The organism is Streptomyces sp. NPDC048751, assembly GCF_043198595.1.
GTDB lineage: Bacteria > Actinomycetota > Actinomycetes > Streptomycetales > Streptomycetaceae > Streptomyces.
This window is the reverse complement of sequence record NZ_JBICUX010000007.1, coordinates 15,652-40,225: the sequence shown is the minus strand read 5'-3', so window position 1 is coordinate 40,225 and position 24,574 is coordinate 15,652. Positions and strand designations below refer to the sequence as shown.

Annotated in this window: 25 protein-coding genes; 16 read left to right on the top strand and 9 right to left on the bottom strand. The window is 72.1% G+C overall.

Going from position 1 to position 24,574, the window contains the following annotated elements:
* Positions 1-104: 104 nt before the first annotated feature.
* From ACGFNV_RS22610 to ACGFNV_RS22595, 4 genes are all read left to right on the top strand, one after another.
* Complete coding sequence (locus ACGFNV_RS22610; protein ID WP_393624770.1) at positions 105-1,094, top strand: helix-turn-helix domain-containing protein; 990 nt, start codon at positions 105-107, stop codon at positions 1,092-1,094.
* A 71-nt stretch (positions 1,095-1,165) separates the two neighbouring features.
* The gene (locus ACGFNV_RS22605) at positions 1,166-1,645 is read left to right on the top strand and encodes a DUF3052 domain-containing protein (RefSeq protein ID WP_393624769.1); all 480 of its coding nucleotides are present in this window, start codon (positions 1,166-1,168) and stop codon (positions 1,643-1,645) included.
* Positions 1,646-1,722: 77 nt separating this feature from the next.
* On the top strand, positions 1,723-2,616 hold the full coding sequence (locus ACGFNV_RS22600) for a glycosyltransferase family 2 protein (protein WP_393624768.1): 894 nt from the start codon (positions 1,723-1,725) through the stop codon (positions 2,614-2,616).
* A 427-nt stretch (positions 2,617-3,043) separates the two neighbouring features.
* The gene (locus ACGFNV_RS22595; RefSeq protein ID WP_393625179.1) at positions 3,044-6,514 is read left to right on the top strand and encodes a BTAD domain-containing putative transcriptional regulator; all 3,471 of its coding nucleotides are present in this window, start codon (positions 3,044-3,046) and stop codon (positions 6,512-6,514) included.
* A 9-nt stretch (positions 6,515-6,523) separates the two neighbouring features.
* Here ACGFNV_RS22595 and ACGFNV_RS22590 read toward each other — a convergent pair whose 3' ends face one another.
* Positions 6,524-8,263, bottom strand: coding sequence for a bifunctional 3'-5' exonuclease/DNA polymerase (locus tag ACGFNV_RS22590; protein ID WP_393624767.1), 1,740 nt, complete (start codon positions 8,261-8,263; stop codon positions 6,524-6,526).
* Between the two features lie 56 nt (positions 8,264-8,319).
* Positions 8,320-9,084 (bottom strand): Clp protease N-terminal domain-containing protein, encoded by a 765-nt coding sequence (locus tag ACGFNV_RS22585; protein WP_393624766.1) that lies wholly within the window; start codon positions 9,082-9,084, stop codon positions 8,320-8,322.
* 86 nt (positions 9,085-9,170) lie between these two features.
* Here ACGFNV_RS22585 and ACGFNV_RS22580 point away from each other — a divergent pair, with 86 nt between their 5' ends.
* Positions 9,171-10,286, top strand: coding sequence for a DUF2786 domain-containing protein (locus tag ACGFNV_RS22580; protein ID WP_393624765.1), 1,116 nt, complete (start codon positions 9,171-9,173; stop codon positions 10,284-10,286).
* 653 nt (positions 10,287-10,939) lie between these two features.
* Here the strand turns inward: ACGFNV_RS22580 and ACGFNV_RS22575 are convergent.
* The 4 genes from ACGFNV_RS22575 to rpmB all read right to left on the bottom strand — a co-directional run bounded on the left by ACGFNV_RS22575 (position 10,940) and on the right by rpmB (position 12,797).
* Positions 10,940-11,488 (bottom strand): DUF4232 domain-containing protein, encoded by a 549-nt coding sequence (locus tag ACGFNV_RS22575; protein ID WP_393624764.1) that lies wholly within the window; start codon positions 11,486-11,488, stop codon positions 10,940-10,942.
* Positions 11,489-11,672: 184 nt separating this feature from the next.
* Positions 11,673-12,200 (bottom strand): hypothetical protein, encoded by a 528-nt coding sequence (locus ACGFNV_RS22570; protein ID WP_393624763.1) that lies wholly within the window; start codon positions 12,198-12,200, stop codon positions 11,673-11,675.
* Between the two features lie 55 nt (positions 12,201-12,255).
* On the bottom strand, positions 12,256-12,561 hold the full coding sequence (rpsN, locus tag ACGFNV_RS22565) for a 30S ribosomal protein S14 (protein ID WP_393624762.1): 306 nt from the start codon (positions 12,559-12,561) through the stop codon (positions 12,256-12,258).
* Complete coding sequence (gene rpmB, locus ACGFNV_RS22560; RefSeq protein ID WP_393624761.1) at positions 12,561-12,797, bottom strand: 50S ribosomal protein L28; 237 nt, start codon at positions 12,795-12,797, stop codon at positions 12,561-12,563. The genes rpsN and rpmB overlap by 1 nt, the downstream gene beginning before the upstream one ends.
* 62 nt (positions 12,798-12,859) lie before the next feature.
* On the opposite strand from rpmB, the gene rpmG reads away from it, so the two are divergent.
* The 5 genes from rpmG (at position 12,860) to ACGFNV_RS22535 (ending at position 15,288) form a co-directional block, all read left to right on the top strand.
* On the top strand, positions 12,860-13,024 hold the full coding sequence (gene rpmG / locus ACGFNV_RS22555) for a 50S ribosomal protein L33 (RefSeq protein WP_327430580.1): 165 nt from the start codon (positions 12,860-12,862) through the stop codon (positions 13,022-13,024).
* A 6-nt stretch (positions 13,025-13,030) separates the two neighbouring features.
* On the top strand, positions 13,031-13,288 hold the full coding sequence (locus ACGFNV_RS22550; RefSeq protein ID WP_393624760.1) for a type B 50S ribosomal protein L31: 258 nt from the start codon (positions 13,031-13,033) through the stop codon (positions 13,286-13,288).
* A 4-nt stretch (positions 13,289-13,292) separates the two neighbouring features.
* Complete coding sequence (locus ACGFNV_RS22545; protein ID WP_393624759.1) at positions 13,293-14,456, top strand: CobW family GTP-binding protein; 1,164 nt, start codon at positions 13,293-13,295, stop codon at positions 14,454-14,456.
* A 7-nt stretch (positions 14,457-14,463) separates the two neighbouring features.
* Positions 14,464-14,697, top strand: coding sequence for a 30S ribosomal protein S18 (rpsR, locus tag ACGFNV_RS22540; RefSeq protein WP_393624758.1), 234 nt, complete (start codon positions 14,464-14,466; stop codon positions 14,695-14,697).
* Between the two features lie 372 nt (positions 14,698-15,069).
* Positions 15,070-15,288, top strand: a complete 219-nt coding sequence (locus ACGFNV_RS22535; protein WP_393625178.1) for a DUF397 domain-containing protein — start codon at positions 15,070-15,072, stop codon at positions 15,286-15,288.
* A 98-nt stretch (positions 15,289-15,386) separates the two neighbouring features.
* Here the strand turns inward: ACGFNV_RS22535 and ACGFNV_RS22530 are convergent, their stop codons facing one another.
* The gene (locus tag ACGFNV_RS22530; RefSeq protein ID WP_393624757.1) at positions 15,387-15,866 is read right to left on the bottom strand and encodes an ATP-binding protein; all 480 of its coding nucleotides are present in this window, start codon (positions 15,864-15,866) and stop codon (positions 15,387-15,389) included.
* Between the two features lie 374 nt (positions 15,867-16,240).
* Between ACGFNV_RS22530 and ACGFNV_RS22525 the strand changes: the two genes are divergently transcribed.
* The 6 genes from ACGFNV_RS22525 to ACGFNV_RS22500 all read left to right on the top strand — a co-directional run bounded on the left by ACGFNV_RS22525 (position 16,241) and on the right by ACGFNV_RS22500 (position 21,779).
* Positions 16,241-17,065, top strand: a complete 825-nt coding sequence (locus tag ACGFNV_RS22525; protein WP_393625177.1) for a helix-turn-helix domain-containing protein — start codon at positions 16,241-16,243, stop codon at positions 17,063-17,065.
* Between the two features lie 142 nt (positions 17,066-17,207).
* Positions 17,208-18,668: an aldehyde dehydrogenase family protein gene (locus tag ACGFNV_RS22520; protein WP_393624756.1), complete on the top strand. Its 1,461-nt coding sequence runs from the start codon at positions 17,208-17,210 to the stop codon at positions 18,666-18,668.
* A 101-nt stretch (positions 18,669-18,769) separates the two neighbouring features.
* Positions 18,770-19,306: a DinB family protein gene (locus tag ACGFNV_RS22515; protein ID WP_393624755.1), complete on the top strand. Its 537-nt coding sequence runs from the start codon at positions 18,770-18,772 to the stop codon at positions 19,304-19,306.
* Positions 19,307-19,324: 18 nt separating this feature from the next.
* Complete coding sequence (locus ACGFNV_RS22510) at positions 19,325-19,966, top strand: PadR family transcriptional regulator (protein WP_393624754.1); 642 nt, start codon at positions 19,325-19,327, stop codon at positions 19,964-19,966.
* A gap of 86 nt (positions 19,967-20,052) precedes the next feature.
* Positions 20,053-21,021: an ATP-binding cassette domain-containing protein gene (locus ACGFNV_RS22505; protein WP_393624753.1), complete on the top strand. Its 969-nt coding sequence runs from the start codon at positions 20,053-20,055 to the stop codon at positions 21,019-21,021.
* Entirely contained in the window at positions 21,018-21,779 is a 762-nt protein-coding gene (locus ACGFNV_RS22500; RefSeq protein WP_393624752.1) for an ABC transporter permease, read from the top strand. Before ACGFNV_RS22505 ends, ACGFNV_RS22500 begins: the two co-directional genes overlap by 4 nt.
* A gap of 6 nt (positions 21,780-21,785) precedes the next feature.
* Here ACGFNV_RS22500 and ACGFNV_RS22495 read toward each other — a convergent pair whose 3' ends face one another.
* The gene (locus ACGFNV_RS22495; RefSeq protein WP_393624751.1) at positions 21,786-23,192 is read right to left on the bottom strand and encodes a glutamate decarboxylase; all 1,407 of its coding nucleotides are present in this window, start codon (positions 23,190-23,192) and stop codon (positions 21,786-21,788) included.
* A gap of 28 nt (positions 23,193-23,220) precedes the next feature.
* Complete coding sequence (locus ACGFNV_RS22490) at positions 23,221-24,504, bottom strand: ion channel protein (protein ID WP_393624750.1); 1,284 nt, start codon at positions 24,502-24,504, stop codon at positions 23,221-23,223.
* Between the last annotated feature and the right edge of the window lie 70 nt (positions 24,505-24,574).

Below are 24,574 nucleotides of genomic sequence, written 5' to 3'. Positions count from 1 at the left end.
ATCCAGGCTCACTTCGACCCTGGGCGCCGGTTTCCTGGTACTGGCCGTCCTAGGTAAGGTGCTGATGACTATTCGGCGTCTGATGATGCTTAGGGAGCTGATGTATGCCGTCCGACCTGGGAGACTTCCTCCGGACTCGGCGAGCCGCCCTCAGCCCGGCCGACCTCGGCTTCGCGGCCGGCTCGCCCCGGCGGCGCGTGCCGGGTCTGCGGCGCGAAGAGCTCGCCCTCCTCGCGGGCATCAGCGTCGACTACTACGTACGCCTGGAGCAGGGCCGTACGCACAACGTGTCCGACAGCGTTCTCGACGCTGTGGCCGACGCCCTGCGCCTCGATCCGGACGAGCGGGCCTACCTGTACGGCATCGGCCGTCCGCCCCGGCAGGAACCCGACCGGGACACGCCCCAACGCGTCCGTCCCGGGCTGCTGCGGCTGCTGGAAAGCCTGCACCAGGTGCCCGCGCTCGTCCTCGGACGCCGTATGGACGTCCTGGCCTGGAACGCCCGTGCCGCCGCGGTCCTCGTCGACTTCGCCGCGCTGCCGCCCGGCGGCCGCAACTTCGCCAAGCTCGTCTTCCTCGGCCGCGGCACCGGAGGCTTTCCGCACTTCGACCACGCGGCCGCCGAGGAGGTCGTGGGCGCCCTGCGCGCCCACTCCGTGCGGCATCCGGGTGATCCCGGCCTGGCCGAGCTGGTTGACGAACTCAAGCGCGGCAGCGGCCACTTCGGGCGGCTCTGGTCCAGCCAGACGGTCCGCAGACGGCCCCACGGCATCAGGGAGCTGCGGCACCCCGGGAACGGGACCCTCCGGGTCTGCCTCGAAACCCTCGTCCCCGCGGACGACCCCGATCAGATGCTCCTCACCTACACACCGGCGGACACGGCTTTGCCCCTCCCGAAGGAGACAGGTGGCGACATGGCTCCGGAAACGACGGTGGAGACGTACGAGTCGGCGGATGAGCGGAACGACCCCTCCGACCACGACCACGACCACGACCACGATCAGGACCGCGACCACCACCAGGACCGCGACCGCGACCGCGATGCCGACGTCGACGACCCGTCGGAGGCGCACATCGTGCGCGGCACGGACTGACGGGTCCGGTGGATCCAGGCCTCCGGGGGTGCACAGTGGGAGGGAGCAGCGGGGGAGCGGAGGTGGTGGGTGTGAGGGGAGCCGGTGGCTCGGGTGGCTCGGGTGCCGATGGGTACTCCGGTACGCCGCTCGCCAAGAAGATCGGCATCAGGGCGGGGGACCGGGTGCGGCTCCTGGAGGCGCCGGTCGGGTGGGACGTCCCCGGGCTGCCCGAGGGGTGCGAGGTCGTCGAGCGCGGGCCGGGACGGGCCGACGTCACCGTCGCCTTCTTCCGGGAGCAGCGGGAGACGGCCACCGCGGCGCCCGTGCTCGTGCGGGAGCTCGCCGACGAGGCCATGCTCTGGATCGCCTGGCCCAGAAAGGCCGCCGGGCATGTCAGCGACATCACCGAGAACGGGCTGCGGGAGCTGTTCCTGCCGCTCGGGGTCGTCGACGTGAAGGTCGCCGCGCTGGGGGAGGACTGGTCGGGGCTGAAATTCGTTCGGCGCAGGGAAAATCGCCGTAAACCAGGCGCAAAGCGAGCCGGTGTCCAGGACAACCTTCGGACGTGAGGCAACATCTTGGTGAACGACGGGCGTCGCGCGGACAGGCGTGCGCGACGTCGGAAGCCGGATGGGGTGTGAGGGACGTGGTGGAGCCGAGGATCGCTGTCGCCGTGGTGACCATGGGGAACCGGCCTGCCGAGGTCGACGCCCTGCTGGAGTCCGTGGCCAAGCAGGACCTCGCGCCCACCCGCATCGTGATCGTCGGCAACGGGTGCCCGCTGCCCGAGTTCGCGCGCCGGCTCTCCCTGCCGGGGGAGGTCACCGCCATCGAGGTCGACGAGAACCTCGGCTGCCCCGGCGGGCGCAATGTCGCCCTCGCGCGGCTGCGGGAGTTCGGTGACGTCGACGTCGTGGTCGAACTCGACGACGACGGGCTGCTCGTCGACGCCGACGTACTGCGCCGGGTACGGGACCTGTACGCGGCCGACCCGCGCCTCGGCATCGTCGGCTTCCGCATCGCCGACGAGCACGGCGAGACCCAGCGCCGGCACGTGCCCAGGGTCGGGGCGGCCGACCCGATGCAGGGCGGGTACGTCACCGGCTTCCTCGGCGGTGGGCACGCCCTGAGCATGGCCATGCTCGCCGAGACCGGCGACTGGCCCGCCGAGTTCTTCTTCGCGCACGAGGAGACCGACCTGGCGTGGCGGGCCACGGACGCCGGCTGGCGCATCCTCTACGCGCCCGAACTGCTGCTCCAGCACCCCAAGACCTCGCCCGCCCGGCACGCCATCTACTACCGCGTGACCGCCCGCAACCGGGTCTGGCTGGTCCGGCGCAGGCTGCCGCTGCCGTTGATCCCGGTGCACCTGGGGGTGTGGATCCTCGCCACGCTCCTGCGCACCCGGTCGCTGGGCGGACTGCGGGCGTGGTTCGGCGGGTTCGCGGAAGGGGTGCGCGAGTCGGCCGGTGAGCGGCGGCCCATGCGCTGGCGCACGGTGTGGCGACTGACCCGGCTGGGGCGGCCGCCGGTCATCTGACCGGCGACCGGCGACCCGTGCGGAATCGTCGGGAGCACTGAGAACGGGACGAAGGCCCCGGTCGGTCACCTCCGCCGACCGGGGCCTTCTCGCGTCCCCGGATCCGGCCGCGGCGGCGTCACTCCCCCGAGCAACGCGTCGTACGCGCGCACCGTCGGGCCAGATCCGATGTAGTGATCACATCAGGTCACACCAACGAATCGCTAACATGTGGCCAACGGTCCTCCGCGCGGCCGCTGGTCACCTGGCCTGAAGTCGCCGCACGGCTACGGGGAACGGGCGGGAAGTCGGCGGAATCCGGCGGCGGACCGTCAGGAAGTGGGTGGCGGAAATCCGCCCTGAGGTGGGCGGAAACGCGCCAGAAGCGGCGGGGACCGCAGGGAGCGCGGTCGAGCGTGGACACGCGGGAAGGCAGTGAAGCGGCGTGATGCGATGCGCGCTGCGGTTCGGACTGCTGGGGCCGCCGGTCCTGTACGACGACGAGGGCCGGAACGGCGTCGAGAGCGACAGCCGGAGTGGTGCTCACGGCGGCGCCGGGGGCGGCCTCGGTGACGCGGGCCCCGGCGGCCGGTGCGAAGTCCGTACCGTCGGCAGCCCCAAGGTGCGAGCCCTGCTGGCCGTGTTGCTGTTGGAAGCCGGACGCATCGTTCCGGTCGCCTCGCTCAAGGACGCGCTGTGGGGCGGCGCGCCGCCCGCGTCCGCGCAGGCCTCGCTGCACAACCACGTGGCCCGGCTGCGACGTCTCCTCGACGACCCCGAACGGTTGCGGGCGGTGCCGCCCGGATACGTGCTCCGCGTTGAACAGGGCGAGTTGGACGTCCATGTCTTCGAGCGGCACGTCGCCGCGGCGCGCGGTGCGTACGCCGCCCGGAACTGGGAGCGCGTGGTGCGCGAGTGCGCCGCCGCGCTCACGCTGTGGCGGGGTGCACCGCTCAGCGGGCTCCCCGCCGAGCTGGGCGGGTACGCGTTCGTCCAGCGCCTCCACGAGGCGCGGCTGCTCCTGCTGGAGTGGCGGTACGACGCCGAACTGGCCCTCGGCGGCACGCGGCTCGACGGTCTCGTGCCCGAACTGGCGGCGCTGGCCGCCGAACATCCGCTGCGCGAGACGTACCACCGTCAGCTGATGCTCGCCCTGCACCGCACCGGCCGCCAGGCCGAGGCCCTGGCCGTCCACCGCGACCTGCGCGCCCGCCTCGTCGAGGAGCTCGGCATCGAGCCGGGGCCGGCGGTGCGGGAGGCCCACGTGGAGGTGCTGCGGGCGGCTTCGCCCGACAGCGGTGACGTGATCGAGGACGACCTTCACGGGGCGGAAGGAGGTGTTCCCGAGCACGGTGCCGCCCCCGACGGCGACGACACCGGCGCGTCCGAGGCCATCGCCGAGGCCGCTGACTACGCCGCCGGGCCTGTTGCCCCCGTCGGCGACCACCACCTCGTTGCCCCCGGCGCGCCGCCCAACCCCCGCCCCGCCCAGCTCCCGCCACCGCCCGCCCACTTCACCGGCCGTACCGAGGCCCTACGCCTCCTGCACCGGACCTTGGCCACCGATGCCCCGACCACCTCCGTCGCCGTCATCAGCGGCATGGCCGGCGTCGGCAAGAGCGCGCTGGCACTGCGCGGGGCGCACGGCCTGCGGGAACTTTTCCCCGACGGTCAGTTGTACGTCCATCTGCACGGCGCCACCCCCGGCATGACCCCGCTCACTCCTGGGCAGGCCCTCGCCGCCCTGCTGCGTGACCTCGGCGTCGAGCCCCGCCGCGTCCCCGAACACCCGGACGCGGCCGCCGCCCTGCTGCGCTCCCTGCTCGCGCCGACCCGCACGCTCATGGTGCTCGACGACGCCGCGAGCGCCGCGCAGGTACGTCCGCTGCTGCCGGCCGGTGCCGGCTGCGCCGTGATCGTCACCAGCCGCTCGCCGCTGACCGCGCTCGACGGCGTCCGCCGCTTCCCGCTCGCGCCCCTGTCGGACGAGGAGAGCGCGGCGCTGCTGCGCGCGGTCTCGGGCCGGGACGGTCTCGGCGCCGGACACCCGCTCGTCGAACTCACCGGCCGCCTTCCCCTCGCCCTGCGCGTGGTCGCCGCCCGGCTCGCCGCGCGCCGTGCGCTGACCGCCGACGTGCTCGCCGGACAACTGGCGGCCAGCGGCGGACGGCTCCACCACCTCGAGTACGACGACCTCAGCGTGCGCCGCTCCCTCGCCGTCGCCCACGACGCGCTCGCCGCCTCCGACCGCGAGGCCGACCGGGACGCCGCCCTCGTGCTGCGGCGCATGGGCGCGCTCGACCTGCCCGCGTACGGCGCACCCCTGCTGGCCCGCCTCACCGGCACCGACGAGCGCCGCGCCGAGGCAGCCCTCGACCGCCTCGTCGACGTGGCCCTCCTGGAGGAGACGGCGTACGGCCGCTACACCCCCCACGACCTCGTGCGCGACTTCGCCCGCGAGCTGGCGGAGGGGGAGGACGCGGGGAGCGCCGGGTACGCGGGGAGCGCCGGGTACGCCGAGAACGCCGTGCATCCCGATACCGCTGGGGATTCCCGTGCCGTCGCGGGCGCCGAGGACGCAGAAACCGCGGGGGCGGCCGGGACCGTCGCGGGTGCGGCGGGTGCGGCGGGTGCGGCGGGTGCGGCCGGTGCCCCCGGTTCTGCGGGTGCAGCCGATCTCGCTGGTCCCGCCGGTTCCACGGGTGCCGCCGGCACCAGCGAACCCGCCGACACCGCCGAACCCGTCGATCCCGCGCAGCACCCCCACCCCGCCGTCGACGTCACCACAACGACCCTGCGCTGGTACGCCGCCGTCGCCGAACGCGCCCTCACGGCCATCGTCGAGGCCGGACTCGACCAGGACGACCGTCGGCGCCCGACCACCGCGCAACCCGCCGACCACGCGGCGCACGTGCGGGCCGTGCCGCCCTTCGACAGCGCGGAACGGGCCTTCGCCTGGGGCGAGCTGGAGCTGGAGAACATCGTCACCCTCGTCGAGCGCACCGCCGGGACACCCGACGACCGCACCGCCGCGCACGTCTCGACGCTTGTCCGTCTCCTCTTCCCCTACGTCCAGCGCAGTGGCCGCGCCGCCGAGATGGAGACGCTCGGGCGGGCCGCCCTGCGCGTGGCGCGGTGGCTCGGGGACGAGGAGGCCGAGGCGTACGCGCTGGGCGATCTGGCCGGCGTGCACTTTCTGACCGGCCGTCTGAACGACGCCCTCACCCTCAACGACCGGGCGCTGTCGATCTGGCGGCGGTGGGGCCGGCTGACCCGCATCCGGCGCTGCCTCAACAACCGGGGCCTGCTGCTCGAAGGACTCGGACGGTACGAGGAGTCGGGCGAGGCGTTGCTGCAGAGCCTGGAGTACTCGCGCCAGTTGAACGACCCGCACGGCGAGGCCGTCACCCACAGCCACCTGGGCAACCTGTACGAGCACACCGACGCGCGCGCCGCCATCGAGCAGCACCGGCGCTCACTCGCCATCGGCGTGGAGATCGGCGCCGTCATCGTGCGGCACTCCGCGCACTGCAACATCGGCTACGCCCACCTCACCCTGGGCGAACCGGCCGCCGCCCTGCCCCACTTCGAGGAGAGCCTGCGCATCCTCGGCGGCCACGGCGACTGGCACGGCGAGTCCCAGACCAGGCTCGGACTGGTACGCGCCCTGCGCCTGCTCGGCCGAGCCGACCGCGCCCGGCGCGAGTGCGCCGAACTGCTCCGCCGCGCGGACGCCCGGGCCGACCGTTACATGGGCGGCCTGGCCCGGCACCAGCACGGACTCCTGCTGCGCGAGTCGGGGCGGCCCGAGGAGGCGTACGAGGAGTGGCGCGCCGCCCTCGTCGCACTGGACGGGACGGACGAGAAGGCGCTCACGGAGGAACTCCGGGGGCTGGTCAACGAGGCCGACGCCACCTGATCCCCCCTCTCACTTGGCGTCCGCATAGCACTCCACCACCGCCGTGGTGAACGGAAACCGCACCGGTGTCTCCCCGAACGTCAGCCGCCCCGCCAGGTCCGCCGCCTCCCGGATCGCCGCGACCACCGTTTCGGCCTCCTGCTCGGGGCAGTGCACGATCACCTCGTCGTGCTGGAAGAAGACCAGCTCGGCCGCCATGTCCGCACAGGTCCGCCGCAGCGCGGCGAGCAGCAGCAGGGCCCAGTCGGCGGCGCTGCCCTGGACGACGAAGTTGCGGGCGAAGCGGCCGCGGGCGCGGGAGTCGGTGGAGGCGTAGCCGGGAGCCCACTGCCGGGCGTCGGCCTCCGCCCCGGTCCCGGTCCCGGTCCCGGTCCCGGTCCCGGACCCAGTCCCGGTCTCGTCCTCCCCGAGCGGGATGCCCGCCTCCTCCGCGGTGTCCTCCGTCGCCCCGGCCGCCGGCGGGCAGGTCCGCCCGAGCCATGTCCGTACGAGCCGTCCCTCCTCGCCCGCGCGGGCGGCGTCGTCGACGTACGCCACCGCCTTGGGGAAGCGGCGTCTGAGAGCGGCGAGGTTCTTCAGTCCGTCGCCGGAGGTCTGGCCGTAGACGGCGCCGAGCACGGCGAGCTTGGCCTGGGCGCGGTCGCCGGAGAAGGCGCGGTCGGACACCGACTGGTACAGGTCGGTCTCCCGGCCGGCCACCTCCATCAGCCCGGGGTCCCGGGAGATCGCCGCGAGGACGCGGGGTTCCATCTGGTCGGCGTCGGCGACGACCAGCCGCCAGCCGGGGTCGGCGACCACGGCCCGCCGGATGACCTTGGGGATCTGGAGCGCGCCCCCGCCGTTGGTGACCCAGCGGCCGGTGACCGTGCCGCCCGCGAGGAACTCCGGCCGGAAGCGCCCGTCGCGCACCCAGTCCTGCAGCCAGGACCAGCCGTGCGCGACCCAGATGCGGTACAGCTTCTTGTACTCGATCAGCGGCTTCACCGCCGGATGGTCGATGGACTCGATCTCCCAGCGACGGGTCGACCTGATCCTGATGCCGGCCTGCGCGAAGGCCTTGACGACGTCGGCGGGCAGGTCGGGCCGCACCCGGCGCCCGAAGGCGGCCGACACCTCGTCCGCCAGCTCCGCCAGCCGGCGTGGCTCGCCCCCGCCCGCGTACCGCTCGCCGAGCAGTTCGTGCAGCACCTCGCGGTGCACGTCCGCGCTCCACGGCAGCCCCGCCCGGTTCATCTCGGCGGCCACCAGCATCCCCGCCGACTCCGCGGCCGTCAGCAGCCGCATCCGGTCGGGGTGCCCGGCCCGGTCGTGCCGCCGCTGCTGCTCGGCGTAGACCTCGACGAGGTCCGCGAGGGGCAGCCCGATGCCCTCCGGCTCGAAGAGGGAGGACTGGGCGCCCGGTGCGGCCGACCGCTGCGGCGGATCCGGCGGTACGGGACCGCCGCGCAGCCGGGCCAGGGCGGCGGCCGCCGAGCGTGGCTCGCCGTGGCGCCCCTCGTGGCCGAGGAGGAGCGTCTCGGCGTCCTCGACGTCGTAGCACCGCTCGACTCGCACCCCCGTGGCGAGCAGACGCGGATACACATCGGCCGTCGAACGCCACACCCAGCGGCTCACCCGAGGCCGGCTGCGCACCGCCTCGGCGAGGTCCGCCTCCCGCAGCACCGGCCCCGCGGGCAGCCCGTCCGGACCGAGGGGGGCGAGCTCCGCGCCACCGTCCTCGGCCGGAGCGAGCGCCCACCGGTCGGTCATGCTGCGAGTGTGGCAGGGGGGTCTGACAACGGCCTCCGGCCGTGGGAAGCCACAGGTCAGCCGGTTTCTTCCGGTGCTTGTTCGTCCCCCTCCCCCTGCTGCCGGTCCTTGATCACTTCCGCCAGGAGCTCCGTCACGTAGGCCTCGACCCCCGCCTTGTCGATGCCGAGGCCGCTGAGGACGCCCTTGCCGTTCTCGTGCTCCAGCAGGGCCAGCAGGATGTGCTCGGTGCCGATGTAGTTGTGGCCCAGGCGGAGGGCCTCACGGAAGGTGAGTTCCAGGACCTTCTTGGCCGCCGGGCCGTAGGGGATCAGCTCGGGGGCGTCCTCGGCGGCCGGCGGGAGCACGGCGGTCGCCGCCTCACGGACGGCGTCGAGCGAGAGGCCCTGTGCGAGGAACGCCTTCGCGGCGATGCCCTCCGGCTCGGCGAGCAGACCGAGGACCAGGTGCTCGGGGAGCCCTTCGGTGCCGCCCGCGGACTTGGCCTCGTTGTGGGCGGCCACGACGACGTTGCGCGCGCGGGGCGTGTAGCGGCTGAAGCCCTGGTTGGGGTCGAGGTCGGTTGACTCCTTGGGCACGAACCGCTTCTGCGCGGCCTGCCGGGTGACCCCCATGCTCCTGCCGATGTCCGTCCAGGAGGCACCCGACCGGCGGGCCTGGTCGACGAAGTGGCCGATCAGGTGGTCGGCCACCTCGCCGAGGTGCTCACCGGCGATCACCGCGTCCTGGAGCTGTTCCAGGGGCTCGGCGTGGCCGCCCTTGATGGCCGCGATGAGGTCGTCGAGGCGTACGGATGTCGTGATGGTCGTGTTCTTCGCCATGTGTCAACCGTAGGTTGGCACTCAGGGGCTGTCAACCTTGAGTTGACAGTACGTTTCCGCTTGTGCGCCCATGACACGATCGACGGGTGAGCAGCAGTACGCCAAGCACCGTCGACCGCGCCTTCCAGGCCGCCCTCTACGACGCCACCGACACCACCCTCGACACCGGCGCCTCACTCCTCGCCGCCGACCCCGCGGCCGACGCCGAGCTCGCGCGGCGCGGGGAGGAGTTCGTGGCGACGGCGTGGCGGCGTGGCTGGCAGCCCGCGGACGTCGTACGGATCGTGCGCCGCGAACTGGACGACGTCCACGTACGCCTGGTGTCGGCGTCGATCCGCGCGCAGGCGCGGGACGACCGCCCGCGCGGGCGTCGCTGGGCGGCACAACTGGAGGAACTGGCCGCCGAGGCCGGCGACGTGCCGCCCCGCGCCGACCGCTTCTCGCACGCCACCGCGGTCCTGGAGCTGTACCGCCTGCTGCTGCGCCTGCCCACCCTGGAACCCCTCGAAGAGCCCGCCGCCCGGCCCGGGTCCGGCTCCCGCATGCTCACCCGCATCCGCGCGCTGCTCGCCAAGGCGGAGGCGACCGGGTTCCCGGAGGAGGCGGAGGCGCTCACGGCCAAGGCGCAGGAGCTGATGGCCCGGCACAGCGTCGACGAGGCGCTGCTCGCCGCACGGGCGCCGGCTCCGGACGCGCCCGGCGCCTGCCGGATCGGTGTCGAGCCGCCGTACGAGCAGGCCAAGGCGGTGCTGCTGGACGCGGTCGCCGACGCCAACCACTGCCGGGCCGTGTGGAACGAACCCCTCGGCTTCTCCACGGTCGTCGGCTTTGAGGCCGACCTGGAGGTGGTGGAACTCCTCTACACCTCGCTCCTCGTCCAGGCCACGACCGCGATGACGAAGGCGGAAGCCGCCCAGCGCGCGGGCGGCCGCAAACGCACGAAGACCTTCCGGCAGTCCTTCCTCGCCGCGTACGCCCACCGCATCGGCAGCCGCCTCGCGACCGCCGCCGAGGTCGAGGTGAGCGACGACCTGCTGCCCGTCCTCGCCTCCCGCGAGGTCGCGGTCACCTCGGCGACGGACCGCCTCTTTCCTCAGACCGTCACCACCCGCCTGCGCGGAGTCAGCGACGCGGCCGGCTGGACGCAGGGCGCCGAGGCAGCGGACCGGGCCCGAGTCGAATCCCGCCCCCGCCTCCCTTGACCCACCCGCCGGACAGCCCTGGGCCGCGTCCGCAGCGTCCCGCCCGGCCCGCCCGCGCCCGGCTTCGCTCGCGCGGCTTTGCTGACACGGCCTGGCCTGGTCGGCGGACCAAGCCGGAGGAAGGCCCCGGTGCCTCGTCGGCGCAGATGGGCGTTCCGGCCCCCGAGTCTCCGGCATGATCCGCCGCACCGGCCCTACAGGTCGTGTCCTCACAGTCCTGCCCGGCCAGCGACGCCCGGCCCGCGACGCTCGGCGATGCCCGGTCCGGCAGGCGATGCCCGGCCTGGCTCGCCCGACGCCCGGCCTGGCTCACCCGACGGCCTGGCTCGCGATGCCCGGCTCAGCGCCCGACGCCCGGCCCGGCAGGCGATGCCCGGCCTGGCTCGCCCGACGCCCGGCTTCGCTCGCGCGGGAGGGCCCACCGCCGCGTTGGCGGGATCGCCCGCCCACGGCCAGGCCTGTACGCGGTCTCCCCTCCGCCTCGCGAGGCGGAGGCAGCCCTGCCCGTGGGCAGGCGGCGCTACTTTGCAGTCCCGACCTGGGGCCTGGTCCGGCGGATCATGCCGCATACGGACGTGCCAAGCCCCGCCCACCCGCGCGGACGGGGCGCCGTCGCTTCCCTGCGCCCCGACCCGATCCGCCGGACAGGGGCCTTAGTCGCCCGCCTGCTGGAACGCGCTCACCGTTGCGTCCGGGTCGCCGGTACCGGCCTTCAGTGCGATGTCGCCGTACGACCACGGGAAGCTCTTGGTGGCCTTGGCGCCCGGCAGACCGTACTTGACCGTCTTGACGGAGAGGCTCTTCGCGTCGCCGCCCGCGCCCCGGGCGTAGGTGATGGTGAAGGTGGCGGTGCCGTCCTTCGTGAGCGTCAGCTTCTGCGGCTGGCCGGCCTTGTCCTGCGCGACGCTGCTGGAGACGCTGCCGGCGTCGAGGCCGACCGAGGGAAAGCCCTCCAGGGTGCACTCGGCGCCCTTGTTGGTGAGGGTGACGGTGACGTTGCCGGAGTCCCCGGCGGCCGGGGCGGCGTTGACGGGGCCGACCTCCGAGCCCAGCTGGTCGAGGGCGCAGGCGCCGCCGGGGCTCTTCCCCTCGGCACTGGAGCTGCTCTCGGACCCACCGCCGGACTCGTCACCACCGCTGTCGCAGGCGGTGAGCAGGAGGGCGGCGGCTAGAACGGTGACGGTGAGCGGAACGGCGCGCATAGATGGGTCCCCTGAGATCGTGACAGTGCCCACCGATCATCACGCACAAGCCCACCGCCCCGCCGGGCACCCCCACGCTCAGGACCACCCCGCACCACCATGCGCCCCCACCGCACGCCCCACCTGAGCCCCTGGCCCCCTCCGCCCGGGCCGCACGCGTACGTCGTCGGCGTGAACCGCCCGCCTACGACCCGAGGCTCGCCGTCGGCAACCCGGTGGGCAGCTTCCCGCCCTGCGACCTGGTGTAGGTCTCCGCGCCGGTGCCGCCCTCCCAGGTGACCTTCATGCTCGTCCTGCTCACGGAGTCGACCATCCCCGTCGCCCGGTCCTTCTTGCCGTCCGTGCACTTGAGGTGGATCATCTGCATGCCCGCCTCCTCGCCCGCGGTCCCGGTGCACACGGACCCGCCCGTGGCGAACAGCGCGGCCTCCTTGCCGTTGATCACCAGCGCGACGGCGTGACCGTCGGCGGTGGTCAGCCAGCTGCCCTGGATGCCGCCCGACGGCGCCGAGCCGCCCGAGCCGCCCGAGCCGCCACCGGTGTCGGCGCTCGTGCTCGCGGCCGGGCTGGACGGGGAGTCGTCCGCGGAGTCGCCCCCGTCGCTGCACGCGGTCAGCGCGAGCGCACCCGCCAGTCCCAGGGCCGCGGCCGCGACCCGTGCCCGCCGACGCGACGCGCCACGCGAGGGGCGCGAGGAGGTAGCCGAAGTCACTGCAAACTCCCAAGCTGTAGCCGGTCGGCCCGCGGGCCGGAAGGTTCGCAGCAAGCTACCAGGACGACTTGCGCACCCCCGGCAGATACCCCGCGTGCGCCTGCTCCCGCAGACTCACCCGGGACAGGCCGAACGTCCGGAAGTAGCCACGCGGCCGCCCGTCCACCTGGTCGCGGTTGCGGACCCGCGTGGCACTGGCGTCGCGCGGCTGCCCGCGCAGTTCCCGCTGGGCGGCGGCCCGTTCGGCCTCCGGCGACGACGGCCGCCGGATGATCTCCTTCAGCTCGGCGCGCCGTACGGCGTACCGCCCGACGACCTCCTGCCGCCTGTCGTTCTTCGCGATCTTGCTCTTCTTCGCCATCAGACCCTCACTCCCCGGGCGCGGATCCGGGCCACGGCCGCCTCCACGCCGATGGCGTCGACCGTCTTGATGCCCCTGGCGCCGAGCCGCAGCCGTACGTACCGGCCCTCGCCGGGCAGCCAGTACCGCCTGGTCTGGATGTTCGGGTCGAAGCGGCGTGAGGTGCGCCGGTGGGAGTGGGAGACGCGGTTGCCGAAGCCGGGCCGGGCGCCGGTCAGCATGCAGTGCGCGGACACGAGTGACGTACCTCTCCTCGAGCAGTAGTGCAAATGGGATTCGTTTTCATTAAGATACCAGCATGGCACGCAACGAACTCCGCCCGGTCATCAAACTCCGGTCCACGGCCGGAACCGGCTTCACGTACGTCACCCGCAAGAACCGCCGCAACGACCCGGACCGTATGACGCTGCGCAAGTACGACCCGGCCGCCGGCCGCCACGTCGACTTCCGAGAGGAGCGCTGACACACCATGCGCAAGGGAATCCACCCGTCCTACGGCCCCGTCGTCTTCCGTGACCGTGCCGCCGACTACGTCTTCCTGACCCGCTCGACGCTTTCCGCGACGGCGAGCGAGAAGACGATCGAGTGGGAGGACGGCCACACCTACCCGGTCGTGGACGTCGAGATCTCCGACGTCAGCCACCCCTTCTACACCGGTACCGCCCGCGTCCTGGACACGGCCGGACGCGTGGAGCGCTTCGAGCGCCGGTACGGGAAGCAGGGCTAGCCAGGTGGACGAACTCTCCGTCGTCATCGTCGGCGGGCTGCACGCCGACGCGCGCCGCGCCGCGGTCGCGCGCCTGCTCGCCGACGTGCCCGGAAGCGTCGTACTCCACCACGACCTGGCGACGGCCGCGGCGGGCACGGTCGTACGGACGGTGCGGGACGCCGGCGGAATCCTCTCCGCCGGCGAGGCCCCCCTGGTCAACGACTGTGCCTGCTGTGCTCTGCGCGAGGACCTGGTGCCCGAGCTGAAGCGGCTCGCCGAGGCCGGGGGCACCCGGCTCGCCGTCGTCGAACTGTGGGACTCCGTCGAGCCCAAGGCCATGGCCGAGGTGGTCGCGGCCGGTGGCCTCACGGTCACCGGCGTGATCACCGCCGTCGACCCGGCGCTGGTCCTGCCGTACCTCGGCAACGGCGACGACCTCGCCGAACGCGGTCTCGCCGCGGCCGCCACCGACCGGCGCACGGTCGCCGACACCTTCGCCCGCCAGGTGGAGTACGCCCCCGTCCTCGCCGTCGCCGACTCCGAGGAGGCCGACGACGAGGACCGCGAACTGCTCGCCCAGCTGCACCCGACGGCCCGTCACATCCCGATCGGTGCCGGGGACAGGGCGGGGGCACCGTCACTCTTCGCGTCACCCCTCGCCCGAGCCGCCCTGGCCGGCTTCGACGTCGAAGCGGCGGCGGCCGCCCAGCACCCCGCCTGCGCGCTGCTCCCCGCGGAGGCCGACGCCTGCGGGGTCGCCACCTTCGTCTGGCACCAGTGCCGGCCCTTCCACCCGGAGCGGCTGTACGCGGCCCTGGAGGACCTGACCTGCGCCGCCGCCCGCAGCCGGGGCCGGTTCTGGCTCGCCGACCGGCCCGACACGCTGCTCCACTGGGACGCGGCCGGCGGGGCGCTGTGTGTGGAGAACGCGGGGCCGTGGCTCGCCTCGCTGCCCGACGCGGCCTGGGAGATGGTTCCGCCGCTGCGTCGTGCCGCCGCCGCGCTGGACTGGCACCCCGAACACGGCGACCGCTGCCAGCACCTGGTCTTCACGTCCCCCGGCCTCGACCGCGAAGGGCTCGGGCGGCTGCTGGAGTCCTGCCTGCTCACCGACGCCGAGTACGCCGCCGGGCGCGACGCCTGGAAGCGGCTGCCGCCCGCCTTCGACACCCTTCTGGAGGTCTGACCCCGCCATGCCCCGCAAGACCGACCGCAAGCCCGCCAAGAGCCGCCCCAATCCGCTGGACCAGGCCGGGATCACGTACATCGACTACAAGGACACCGACCTGCTGCGGAAGTTCATCTCGGACCGGGGCAAGATCCGCAGCCGGCGCGTCACCCGGATCTCGGCCCAGCAACAGCGGCAGTTGGCGCGCGCGATCAAGAACGCACGGGAGACGGCGCTGCTGCCGTACTCCAGTCGCTGAGGTCAGGCTCGCCCCCCTGCGGTCGCCGGCCGGCCACCCTTCGCTCCGCCCGCACGCACCAACCGGGCGGAGCTGGTCGCGTTTTGCCCTACCCCGAGGTGGAACAGAAGGGGCCCCATACGCGTCTGTTTCTAGTACAGGGCGAAACAATGCGAAGCATTTACCGATCGAACCGATCACGCACGGCATGCGTCGAAGCTGTAACCGCAGGAACACCCCACGTGCACGTGCATCTGCGTCTGCATCTGCACATGAACGGGGTTATGATCCGGGTCAATTGACCATGGCACCAATGGCCACTCGAGCCAGTGCACCACCGGGGAGCTACCTGTGGACCAGGACGTTGACGGGGGGTACGACGTGTACAACGGCATGACGGCGACACAGCTGCACGGGGTGGCCTGGCAGAAGAGCCGGCACAGCAACTCGCAGGGGTCCTGCGTGGAGTTCGCGAGGCTGCCCGGCGGAGACGTGGCCGTGCGCAACTCGCGGTTCCCCGACGGACCGGCGCTCGTCTACACGCGGGCCGAGATCGAGGCCATGCTGCTCGGAATCAAGGACGGCGAGTTCGACCACCTGGTCGCGGGCTGATCCCCATCCGCCTCAGGACAACGGTGTCGCACGGAAGAGTGCTGTCACAGGCGCGGTGACGCGCGTAGAACCGCGGCGCCCGTGTGCGCCGCGGTGGTTCATTCGGCGGGGGAGCGCAGCTGGAACAGCGCCCACACGACCTTGCCGCTGAGCGTGCCGGCCAGCGGGTGCCAGCCCCAGCTGTCGCTGAAGGAGTCGACCAGGAACAGACCGCGCCCCGACTCCGCCGAGAAGTCGTCCGTGGCCCGCGCGACGGGACTGTCGTGACTGGGGTCGCGCACCGCGCACACCAGCCGCTCGGTCCAGCGCATCAGATGCAGCCGCACCGGCGGGCACTGCTCGGGCATCAGTGAGGCGGGCGCCGGCAGCGCGTGTCGCAGCGCGTTGGTGACGAGTTCGGACACGACCAGGCACACGTCGTCGAAGCGGTCGCCGAGGTCCCACTGGTCGAGGGTCCTGCGCGTGAACTGCCGCGCGTCGCGCACCGCTTCGTAGCGGGCGGGCAGGGCGCACGAGGCGGCGCTGGACACGGCCGCGGGATCCAGCGGCGGAAGGCCCTGCCGTAACGGCTCGAGCATGGTCGATCCATTCGTCCCCATGCGAGGCACTCCCGGGAATTCGCGGTCGTTGCGAGCAGCGGTGGCGCGGGACCATGGTTTCGGATGCGCACAGCAGATGCAAGGGCAGATGCACGTGCACGTGACCGAAATGGACCTTCCCGTACCGCTTCTTGGCCATTTTTTCCGCCATCTTCACGTCTCCTGCTCGCCCGTTCCTTTCCCTCTCCTCTCCCTCTCCGCGCTTCCTTCCGCCCCGTACCTTTGGTTTTCTCCTGTCTCTGTAATCGGACGAGTACTGCTCGGAGTGTTTTAGTGGCAGACTGCGGCCCCTAAGACGGTTGGGGAGGCTGGCGAACGTGAGCGCGGGAGAGCCCGGATCGGTGGTGCGGCGCATGCTGCTCGGCTCGCAACTCAGGCGACTGCGTGAGGCACGGGGCATCACGCGTGAGGCCGCGGGTTACTCGATCCGCGCCTCGGAGTCGAAGATCAGCCGGATGGAGTTGGGCCGGGTGAGCTTCAAAACGCGAGACGTGGAAGACCTGCTGACGCTGTACGGCATCACGGACGAGGCGGAGCGCGCGGCACTCGTCGGCCTCGCCCGCGAGGCCAACGTGGCGGGCTGGTGGCACAGCTACTCGGACGTCCTGCCGAACTGGTTCCCCACCTATGTCGGCCTGGAGGGCGCGGCCTCGCTGATCCGCGCCTACGAGGTGCAGTTCGTGCACGGACTGCTGCAGACCGAGGCGTACGCCCACGCGGTCGTCAAGCGTGGCATGAAGGGCGCGAGCGCCGCCGACATCGACCGGCGGGTGGCGCTGCGCCTGGAGCGGCAGAAGTACCTCGTCTCCGAGAACGCCCCCGAGGTCCACGTCGTCCTGGACGAGGCCGCCCTGCGCCGGCCGTACGGCGACCGCGAGGTGATGCGCGGCCAGCTCCAGCACCTGATCGACTTCTCCCAGCGTCCCAACGTACGGCTGCAGATCATGCCGTTCAGCTTCGGCGGGCACTCTGGGGAGAGCGGCGCCTTCACCATCCTGAGCTTCCCGGAGTCCGACCTGTCGGACGTCGTCTATCTGGAGCAGCTCACCAGCGCGCTCTACCTCGACAAGCGCGAGGACGTCGGCCAGTACGAACAGGCGCTCAAGGAGCTCCAGCAGGACAGTCCCGGTCCGGACGAGAGCCGGGACCTGTTGCGCGGGCTCCTGCAACTGTCGTAGGGCCTGTCGTAGACGCCGTAGGGATAACCCTCGGTTTTCCTGTGTGCGTGTTGCGTTTCCCGAGGTGACGCCTCCAACTCGCATAAAACGTAAGTACGATGACGTGTGATCAGTATCTCGGGGCAAGGGATTGAGGGATCACATGTCGTCCTGCTTCACCGACCTGGCCCAGCAGTTCATCGACGGTGAGTGGCGCCCGGGCACCGGTTCCTGGGACATCATCGACTTCAATCCCTACGACGGCGAGAAGCTCGCCTCGATCACCATCGCCACCATCGACGAGGTGGACGAGGCGTACAAGTGCGCCGCCCGGAGCCAGAAGCACTGGTCCACGACCAATCCCTACACCCGCCGTGACATCTTCGACCGTGCCCTGCGGCTGCTCGAGGAACGCGAGCAGGAGGTCCTCGACGCGATCATCGCCGAGCTCGGCGGTACGCATGTGAAGGCCCGCTTCGAGATCAACCTCGCCAAGGAGTTCCTGCGCGAGGCCGCCCAGCTGACGCTGCGCTCCGAGGGCCGGATCCTGCCCTCCCCGGTCGAGGGCAAGGAGAACCGCCTCTACCGCGTGCCCGTCGGTGTCGTCGGCGTCATCAGCCCCTTCAACTCGCCGTTCCTGCTGTCGATCAAGCCCGTCGCCGCCGCCCTCGCCCTCGGCAACGCCGTCGTCCTCAAGCCGCACGAGGACAGCCCGATCGTCGGCGGCACCCTGATCGCGAAGCTCTTCGAGGACGCGGGCCTGCCGGCCGGTCTGCTCAACGTGGTCGTCACCGACATCGCCGAGATAGGCGACGCCTTCATCGAGCACCCGATCCCCAAGGTCATCACCTTCACCGGCTCCGACAAGGTCGGCCGGCACATCGCCACGGTCTGCGCCGCGCAGCTCAAGCGCACCGTCCTCGAACTGGGCGGCAACAGCGCGCTGGTGGTCCTCGACGACGCCGACATCGACTACGCGGTCGACGCGGCCGTCTTCAGCCGCTACGTCGACCAGGGCCAGGTCTGCATGGCCGCCAACCGGGTCCTGGTGGACCGTTCGGTGGCGGCCGAGTTCACCGAGAAGTTCGTCGCCAAGGTCAGAACCCTCAAGACCGGCGACCCGCGCGACCCGCAGACGGTGATCGGCCCGGTCATCAACTCCCTCCAGGCCAACGCCATCTCCGCCGCCGTCGACCAGGCGGTCGCCGAGGGCGCCACCGTCCTGGTGCGCGGCACGACGACCGACAACATGGTGGAGCCGTCCGTCCTCACGGACGTACCGTCCGACTCCTCCCTGCTGCACAAGGAGATCTTCGGCCCCGTCGCCCTGCTCGTCCCCTTCGACGGCGAGGAGGAGGCGATCCGCATCGTCAACGACACCCCCTACGGCCTCAGCGGCGCCGTCCACACGGCCGACGTCGAGCGGGGGGTCGCCTTCGCCCAGCAGGTCGACACCGGCATGTTCCACGTGAACGACGGCACCATCCACGACGAGCCGCTGATCCCCTTCGGCGGCGAGAAGAACTCCGGGATCGGCCGGCTGAACGGCGAGACCACGCTGGACGCGTTCACCACACTGCGGTGGATCTCGGTGCAGCACGGGCGCAGCGCGTTTCCCTTCTGAAGTCCCCGGGGTGCTTGAGGACAGCACCTGACCGCAAGGGTCCGTAACGTCATCGGTGGCAGGCGGCAGCAGCCGTAACACCCGACGAAAGGCGGCCGGTCATGGTCACTCACGTGCGAGCCGAGGCCCAGGGCGACGAGCGCGGAGCGCTGCTGTCCTTCCTTGCCGAGCAGCGCGGCGGCATCCGGCGGTCGGTGCTCGGCCTCACGGACGAGCAGGCCTCCTCGCGCCCCAGCGCCAGCGAGCTCTCCCTGGCCGGGCTGGTCAAGCACGTCGCCGAGGTCGAGCAGAGCTGGGTGGCCCGCGCCAAGGGCGAGGAGCCGGCCGTGCACCGGGAGGCGTCGAACTGGCACGAGTGCTTCGCGCTGGTCGACGGCGAGACGCTCGCGTCGCAGCTGGACTACTGGGAGAAGGTGGCGGCGGAGACGGAGGCGTTCGCCCGCTCCGTACCCAGCCTCGACGACAGCTTCCCGCTCCCGAAGGCTCCCTGGTTCCCGGAGGAGTCCGTCTCCGTGCGCTGGGTGCTCCTGCACCTGATCCGGGAGACCGCCCGGCACGCCGGCCACGCCGACATCATCCGGGAGGCGCTGGACGGGAAGACGGCGTTCGAGTTGGTCGCCCTCGCCGAAAAAAGCTGAGGCCATAATCTGGACCGCATGTCAACGATCCGTCTCCTCGTGCTGGGCGCGGTGCGCCAGCACGGGCGGGCCCATGGCTACCAGGTGCGCAACGACCTGGAGTACTGGGGCGCGCACGAGTGGTCCAACGCCAAGCCCGGCTCGATCTACCACGCCCTGAAGCAGATGGCGAAGCAGGGCCTGCTGCACGCCCATGAGACCGCCCCGTCCCCGGCCGGCGGTCCGCCGCGCACCGAGTACGAGATCACCGACAAGGGCACCGAGGAGTACTTCGCGCTGCTGCGCGAGGCGCTGACCTCGTACGACCAGAAGATGGACGTCAAGTCGGCGGCCATCGGCTTCATCGTCGACCTGCCGCGCGGCGAGGCGGTCGCCCTCCTGAAGGAGCGGACCCGGCGGATCGGTGAGTGGCGCTCGGCCGTCACCCAGCACTACGTCCCCGAGGACGGCCCCGAGCAGCTCGGCCACATCGGGGAGATCATGAACCTCTGGATCCACTCGGCCGACACCGAGTCCGAGTGGATCCAGGGGCTGATCGAGCGCATCGAGGGCGGGGCCTACACCTTCGCCGGTGAGGGCGAGCAGTTCGTCGGCATCCTCGCGGACGACCAGCGCAATCCGTACGCGACGGATGAAGTGCACCCCGAGGACGCTCACTAATCAAGTTTGACCAATCTCCGTGAGGGGGTTACGTTGAGAAGGTAGTCAAACTTGACTAGCTTGGATGGGGGAGGAGAGTGGGGCAAGTGACCGACACGGCGATCACCGTCGAAGGCGCACGCAAGACGTACGGCACCACACACGCACTGGACGGGCTGGACCTCGCGGTCGCGCGCGGCACGGTGCACGGAGTGCTCGGCCCCAACGGGGCGGGCAAGACCACCCTGGTCCGCGTCCTGTCCACCCTGCTGCGGCCCGACGCCGGCCGGATCGAGGTGGCCGGGCACGACGTACTGACCAGGGCCCGCGAGGTCCGCTTCCGCATCGGCCTGCTCGGCCAGCACGCGGCACTCGACGAGGAACTCGGCGGCCGCCAGAACCTGGAGCTGTTCGGCCGCCTCTACCACCTGGGCGCCCGCCACGCGCGCGTGCGCGCCGACGAACTCCTGGAGCGCTTCGGCCTGTCCGACACCGGCCGCAAGCCGGTGCGCTCCTACAGCGGAGGCATGCGGCGCCGCCTCGACCTCGCCGCCTCCCTGATCACCGAGCCGGAGGTGCTGTTCCTGGACGAGCCGACGACCGGCCTCGACCCGCGCGGCCGCGCCGAGGTGTGGGAGTCGGTCCGCTCCCTGGTCGGCGGCGGCACCACGGTCCTGCTCACCACGCAGTACCTGGAGGAGGCCGACCAACTCGCCGACCGCATCTCGGTCGTCGACCACGGCCGGGTCGTCGCCGACGGCACGGCGGACGAGCTCAAGGCGCTGACCGGCGGGGACCGCATCGACGTCGTCCTGCGCGACCCGGGCCACCTGGGCGCGGCCGTCGCCCTGCTGCCGCTCCCGGCGTCGGACGTCTCGGTGGACACCGACCGCCGGCTGCTCAGCGCCCGCGTCACCGACCGCATGGCCGCGCTCACCGGCGTCGTACGCGCCCTGGAGGAGGCCGGCATCGAGGCGGAGGACATCGCCCTGCGCCGCCCGACGCTGGACGAGGTGTTCCTGCACCTCACCGGCGAAGACCACCGAGGGGACCACCGAGTGAAGGAGACAGCGTGAGCACGTACGCCCTGACCGACTCCTGGACCATGACCCGCCGCGAACTCGCCCACTGGGCACGCCAGCCCGTCCGGGTGGTCGTCGGCCTGGTCTTCTCCGTGATGCTGCTGCTGATGTTCGCCTACCTGATCGGCGGCGGCCGGGGCGTCACCGGCGACTACCTCGACTACCTCCTGCCCGGCATGCTTGCGCTCACCATGGCCTTCGGTCTGGAGAGCACGATGCTTGCCGTCACCCAGGACCTCAACAAGGGCGTCATCGACCGCTTCCGCTCGATGCCCATGGCCGACGGCGCGGTCCTGGTGGGCCGCGCGGCCGCCGACATGCTCCAGTCACTCCTGGGACTGGTCCTGCTGATCGGCGTCGCCTTCGGCCTCGGCTGGCGCACCCACGCCGGGCTCGGTGGCCTGCTCGGTGCCGTCGGCCTCCTGCTGCTGTTCCGGTTCGCGATGCTGTGGATCGGCATCCACCTGGGTCTGGTGGCGGGGAAGCCGGAGCTGGTGCAGGCCGTCCAGATCCTCGTCTGGCCGGTCGGCTTCCTGTCCAACGCCCTCGCCGCCCCCGAGTCCATGCCCGCCTGGCTGGGCACCGTCGTCGAGTGGAACCCGATGTCCCAGACCGCGACGGCCGTACGCGACCTCCTGGGCAGCCCCGGCGGAGAGCCGGGGCACCTGTGGGCGGCGGTCGTATGGCCGTTGGCGCTGCTCGCGGTGTTCTTCCCGCTGGCGGTGCGGAGGTTCGCGCGCCTCGGGACATGACGCGGGTCAGTGATGGAACCCCGTCGCCGCGTCCTTGTCCCGCGTCAGCGGATGCGGCTGCCGGCGCAGCTCCGGCACCAGTCCGGTCAAGTCGTCCATGAACAGGTCGGCGAGGTCGGCCGAGAAGCCGTTGCGGCACACCACCCGCAGCACGGACAGGTCCTCGCGGTTCGGCGGGAAGGTGTACGCGGGCACCAGCCAGCCCTTCTCGCGCAGCCGCCGGGACACGTCGAAGACGTCGTACGCCGTCACGTCGTCCGCGGTCGTGAAGGCGAACACGGGCAGCTGGTCGCCCCGGGTCAGGAGCCGGAAGTCGCCGAGTGCCTCCACGCGCTCGGCGACGCTCCGGGCCACGTCCCGCGTCGACTGCTGCACGGCCCGGTAGCCCTCGCGGCCCAGCCGCAGGAACGTGTAGTACTGCGCGACGACCTGCGCGCCCGGCCGGGAGAAGTTCAGCGCGAAGGTCGGCATGTCACCGCCCAGGTAGTTGACGCGGAAGACGAGTTCCTCGGGCAGGGCGTCCCCGTCACGCCACAGCGCCCAGCCGACCCCGGGGTAGACCAGCCCGTACTTGTGCCCCGAGGTGTTGATGGAGGCCACCCGCGGGAGGCGGAAGTCCCACACCAGGTCCTCGTCCAGGAAGGGCGCGACCATCGCGCCGGACGCGCCGTCGACATGCACCGGGATGTCGAGCCCGGTCCGCTCCTGGAGGACGTCGAGGGCCGCACAGAGGTCCGCGACCGGCTCGTACGACCCGTCGAAGGTGGAGCCGAGGACGCCGACGACCCCGATGGTGTTCTCGTCGCACAACTCGGCGGCGGCCTGCGGGTCGAGGTGGAACCGGTCGCCCTCCATGGGCACCAGCCGGGCCTCCACCTCCCAGAAGGTGCAGAACTTCTCCCAGCAGACCTGGACGTTGACGCCCATGACGAGGTTCGGGCGCGCCCCCGGGTAGCGGTCGGCGTTCCTCTTCGCCCAGCGCCGCTTCAGTGCCATCCCGGCGAGCATGCACGCCTCGCTCGACCCGGTCGTCGAACAGCCCACGGCGGCCGAGGGGTCGGGCGCGTGCCAGAGGTCGGCGAGCATCGCCACACAGCGCCGCTCCAGTTCGGCCGTGCGCGGGTACTCGTCCTTGTCGATCATGTTCTTGTCGCGGCACTCGGCCATGAGGATCCCGGCCTGGGGCTCCATCCAGGTGGTGACGAACGTGGCCAGGTTCAGCCGGGAGTTGCCGTCCAGCATCAGCTCGTCGTGCACGACCTGGTACGCCGTCGAGGGCGGGAGCGGGCCGTCGGGCAGCCGGTGTTTGGGCGGCGCCTCGACCATGTCGCCGACCGGGTTAGCCTCCAGGTGGAAGGGGTTGACGGACAGGGGGCGCTCGTCGGACTTCTGGATGCCTTCGTGCAGGGCCACGGTGTCTCTCCTCGGGGGTGTCGGAATTTCAGGTGACCGGTGTTCCGTCGTCGCGCAACTGCATCTGCGGCCGCCCCGTCACCAGCAGCCAGGCCGGCAGCGAGGCGATGCAGAGCAGGGCGACGATGGCGGGTGTGTCGGCCAGTACGGCGGCCGTGAACAGGCTCACCCAGCCCTGCCGGGTGATCGCGAGGAGCACGCCGAGCACCCCGCAGGCCACGCCCAGCGCGGGCTGCACGGCGGGCACGAGGGCGTGCGCGCACAGACCGAGGGCGGTACCGACGAAGACGGAGGGGAAGATCCGTCCGCCCCGGAAGCCGCAGGACGCGGCGACGAGCAGCGCCGCGAGCTTCACCACCGTCATCGTCGCGAACTGCCCCGCCGACCAGCCCTCGGGATCGCGCGCCAGCTCCGCGACCTCGTCCAGCCCCTTGAAGAGCGTCAGATGGCCGCCCAGCGCCCCCAGCAGCCCCAGCACGAGCCCACCGGCCGGGAGCGCCAGCATCGGGTGGCGCAGCCGCGCGAAGGCGCCGTGGACGTAGGGGAAGGCGCGCACGGCGCCCATGGCGAGCAGGGCGGCCACGCAGGCCACCACGAGGGCCGCCGGCAGGTCGCTCCAGCCCGGCCGGCCGAAGGCGGGCAGGTGCAGGTCGAACGAGGGATGCGCGAGCAGGTCGGCCGTGAGGGCGCCGGCGGCCGCGGCGGTGAGCGGCGCGAAGACGTTGTCCCACAGCGCCCCTCGCACCGGTCGCCCGACCAGCGCCTCGGAGATGACCAGCGCCGCCGCCACCGGCGTCCCGAACAGCGCACCGATCGTCGCGGCCTCCGCGAGCGCCACCCACAGCTCTCCCGGCGCCCGCGGCACCAACCTGCGGCCCGCCCAGAACGCGAGCCCCACGTTCACGGCGATGACCGGGTTCTCCGGACCGAGGCTCGGCCCGCCCGCCAGCATCAGCGCGGTCGCCAGCAGCAGGCCCGGCAGCACGGCGGGCGGGAGCACGGGAGCGTTCAGGCCGGTGGTGGCCGGGTCCGGACCGGCGTGTCCCGGCACCTTCCACACCACCAGGCCCACCAGGACGCCGGTCGAGGTGAGCACCACGAGCATCCACAGCACGGAGTACCGGCCGACGCCCAGCGCGTCCGGCAGATCCTCCCAGAGCACGTCCTGGAGCTCCTCGGCCCCCGCGCTCACGCCGACGAGGATCAGGCTCGCGGCCACGCCCACCGCGAGGGCGGGGAGGATCAACGGCAGCAGGGTGCGCGCCGGGGTCGCCGGGGCGGTGGGCGCCTGCCGCGCGATGTCCTGAGCCACGGGCTCACGATAAGCGGACAAAGAGGATGAAACCGGGTGCAACATTCGCAAGGACATCGGCTTGCACCTC

What these genes read in the sequence shown, in the direction of transcription:
- ACGFNV_RS22595 (WP_393625179.1), top strand. Translation starts at nt 3,044, where the DNA reads ATGCGATGCGCGCTGCGGTTCGGACTGCTGGGGCCGCCGGTCCTGTAC.
- rpsR (WP_393624758.1), top strand. Translation starts at nt 14,464, where the DNA reads ATGCCCCGCAAGACCGACCGCAAGCCCGCCAAGAGCCGCCCCAATCCG.
- ACGFNV_RS22530 (WP_393624757.1), bottom strand. Translation starts at nt 15,866, where the DNA reads ATGCTCGAGCCGTTACGGCAGGGCCTTCCGCCGCTGGATCCCGCGGCC.
- ACGFNV_RS22590 (WP_393624767.1), bottom strand. Translation starts at nt 8,263, where the DNA reads ATGACCGACCGGTGGGCGCTCGCTCCGGCCGAGGACGGTGGCGCGGAG.
- ACGFNV_RS22535 (WP_393625178.1), top strand. Translation starts at nt 15,070, where the DNA reads ATGACGGCGACACAGCTGCACGGGGTGGCCTGGCAGAAGAGCCGGCAC.
- ACGFNV_RS22515 (WP_393624755.1), top strand. Translation starts at nt 18,770, where the DNA reads ATGGTCACTCACGTGCGAGCCGAGGCCCAGGGCGACGAGCGCGGAGCG.
- rpmG (WP_327430580.1), top strand. Translation starts at nt 12,860, where the DNA reads ATGGCACGCAACGAACTCCGCCCGGTCATCAAACTCCGGTCCACGGCC.
- ACGFNV_RS22585 (WP_393624766.1), bottom strand. Translation starts at nt 9,084, where the DNA reads ATGGCGAAGAACACGACCATCACGACATCCGTACGCCTCGACGACCTC.
- ACGFNV_RS22575 (WP_393624764.1), bottom strand. Translation starts at nt 11,488, where the DNA reads ATGCGCGCCGTTCCGCTCACCGTCACCGTTCTAGCCGCCGCCCTCCTG.
- ACGFNV_RS22510 (WP_393624754.1), top strand. Translation starts at nt 19,325, where the DNA reads ATGTCAACGATCCGTCTCCTCGTGCTGGGCGCGGTGCGCCAGCACGGG.
- ACGFNV_RS22550 (WP_393624760.1), top strand. Translation starts at nt 13,031, where the DNA reads ATGCGCAAGGGAATCCACCCGTCCTACGGCCCCGTCGTCTTCCGTGAC.
- ACGFNV_RS22610 (WP_393624770.1), top strand. Translation starts at nt 105, where the DNA reads ATGCCGTCCGACCTGGGAGACTTCCTCCGGACTCGGCGAGCCGCCCTC.
- rpsN (WP_393624762.1), bottom strand. Translation starts at nt 12,561, where the DNA reads ATGGCGAAGAAGAGCAAGATCGCGAAGAACGACAGGCGGCAGGAGGTC.
- ACGFNV_RS22525 (WP_393625177.1), top strand. Translation starts at nt 16,241, where the DNA reads ATGCTGCTCGGCTCGCAACTCAGGCGACTGCGTGAGGCACGGGGCATC.
- ACGFNV_RS22520 (WP_393624756.1), top strand. Translation starts at nt 17,208, where the DNA reads ATGTCGTCCTGCTTCACCGACCTGGCCCAGCAGTTCATCGACGGTGAG.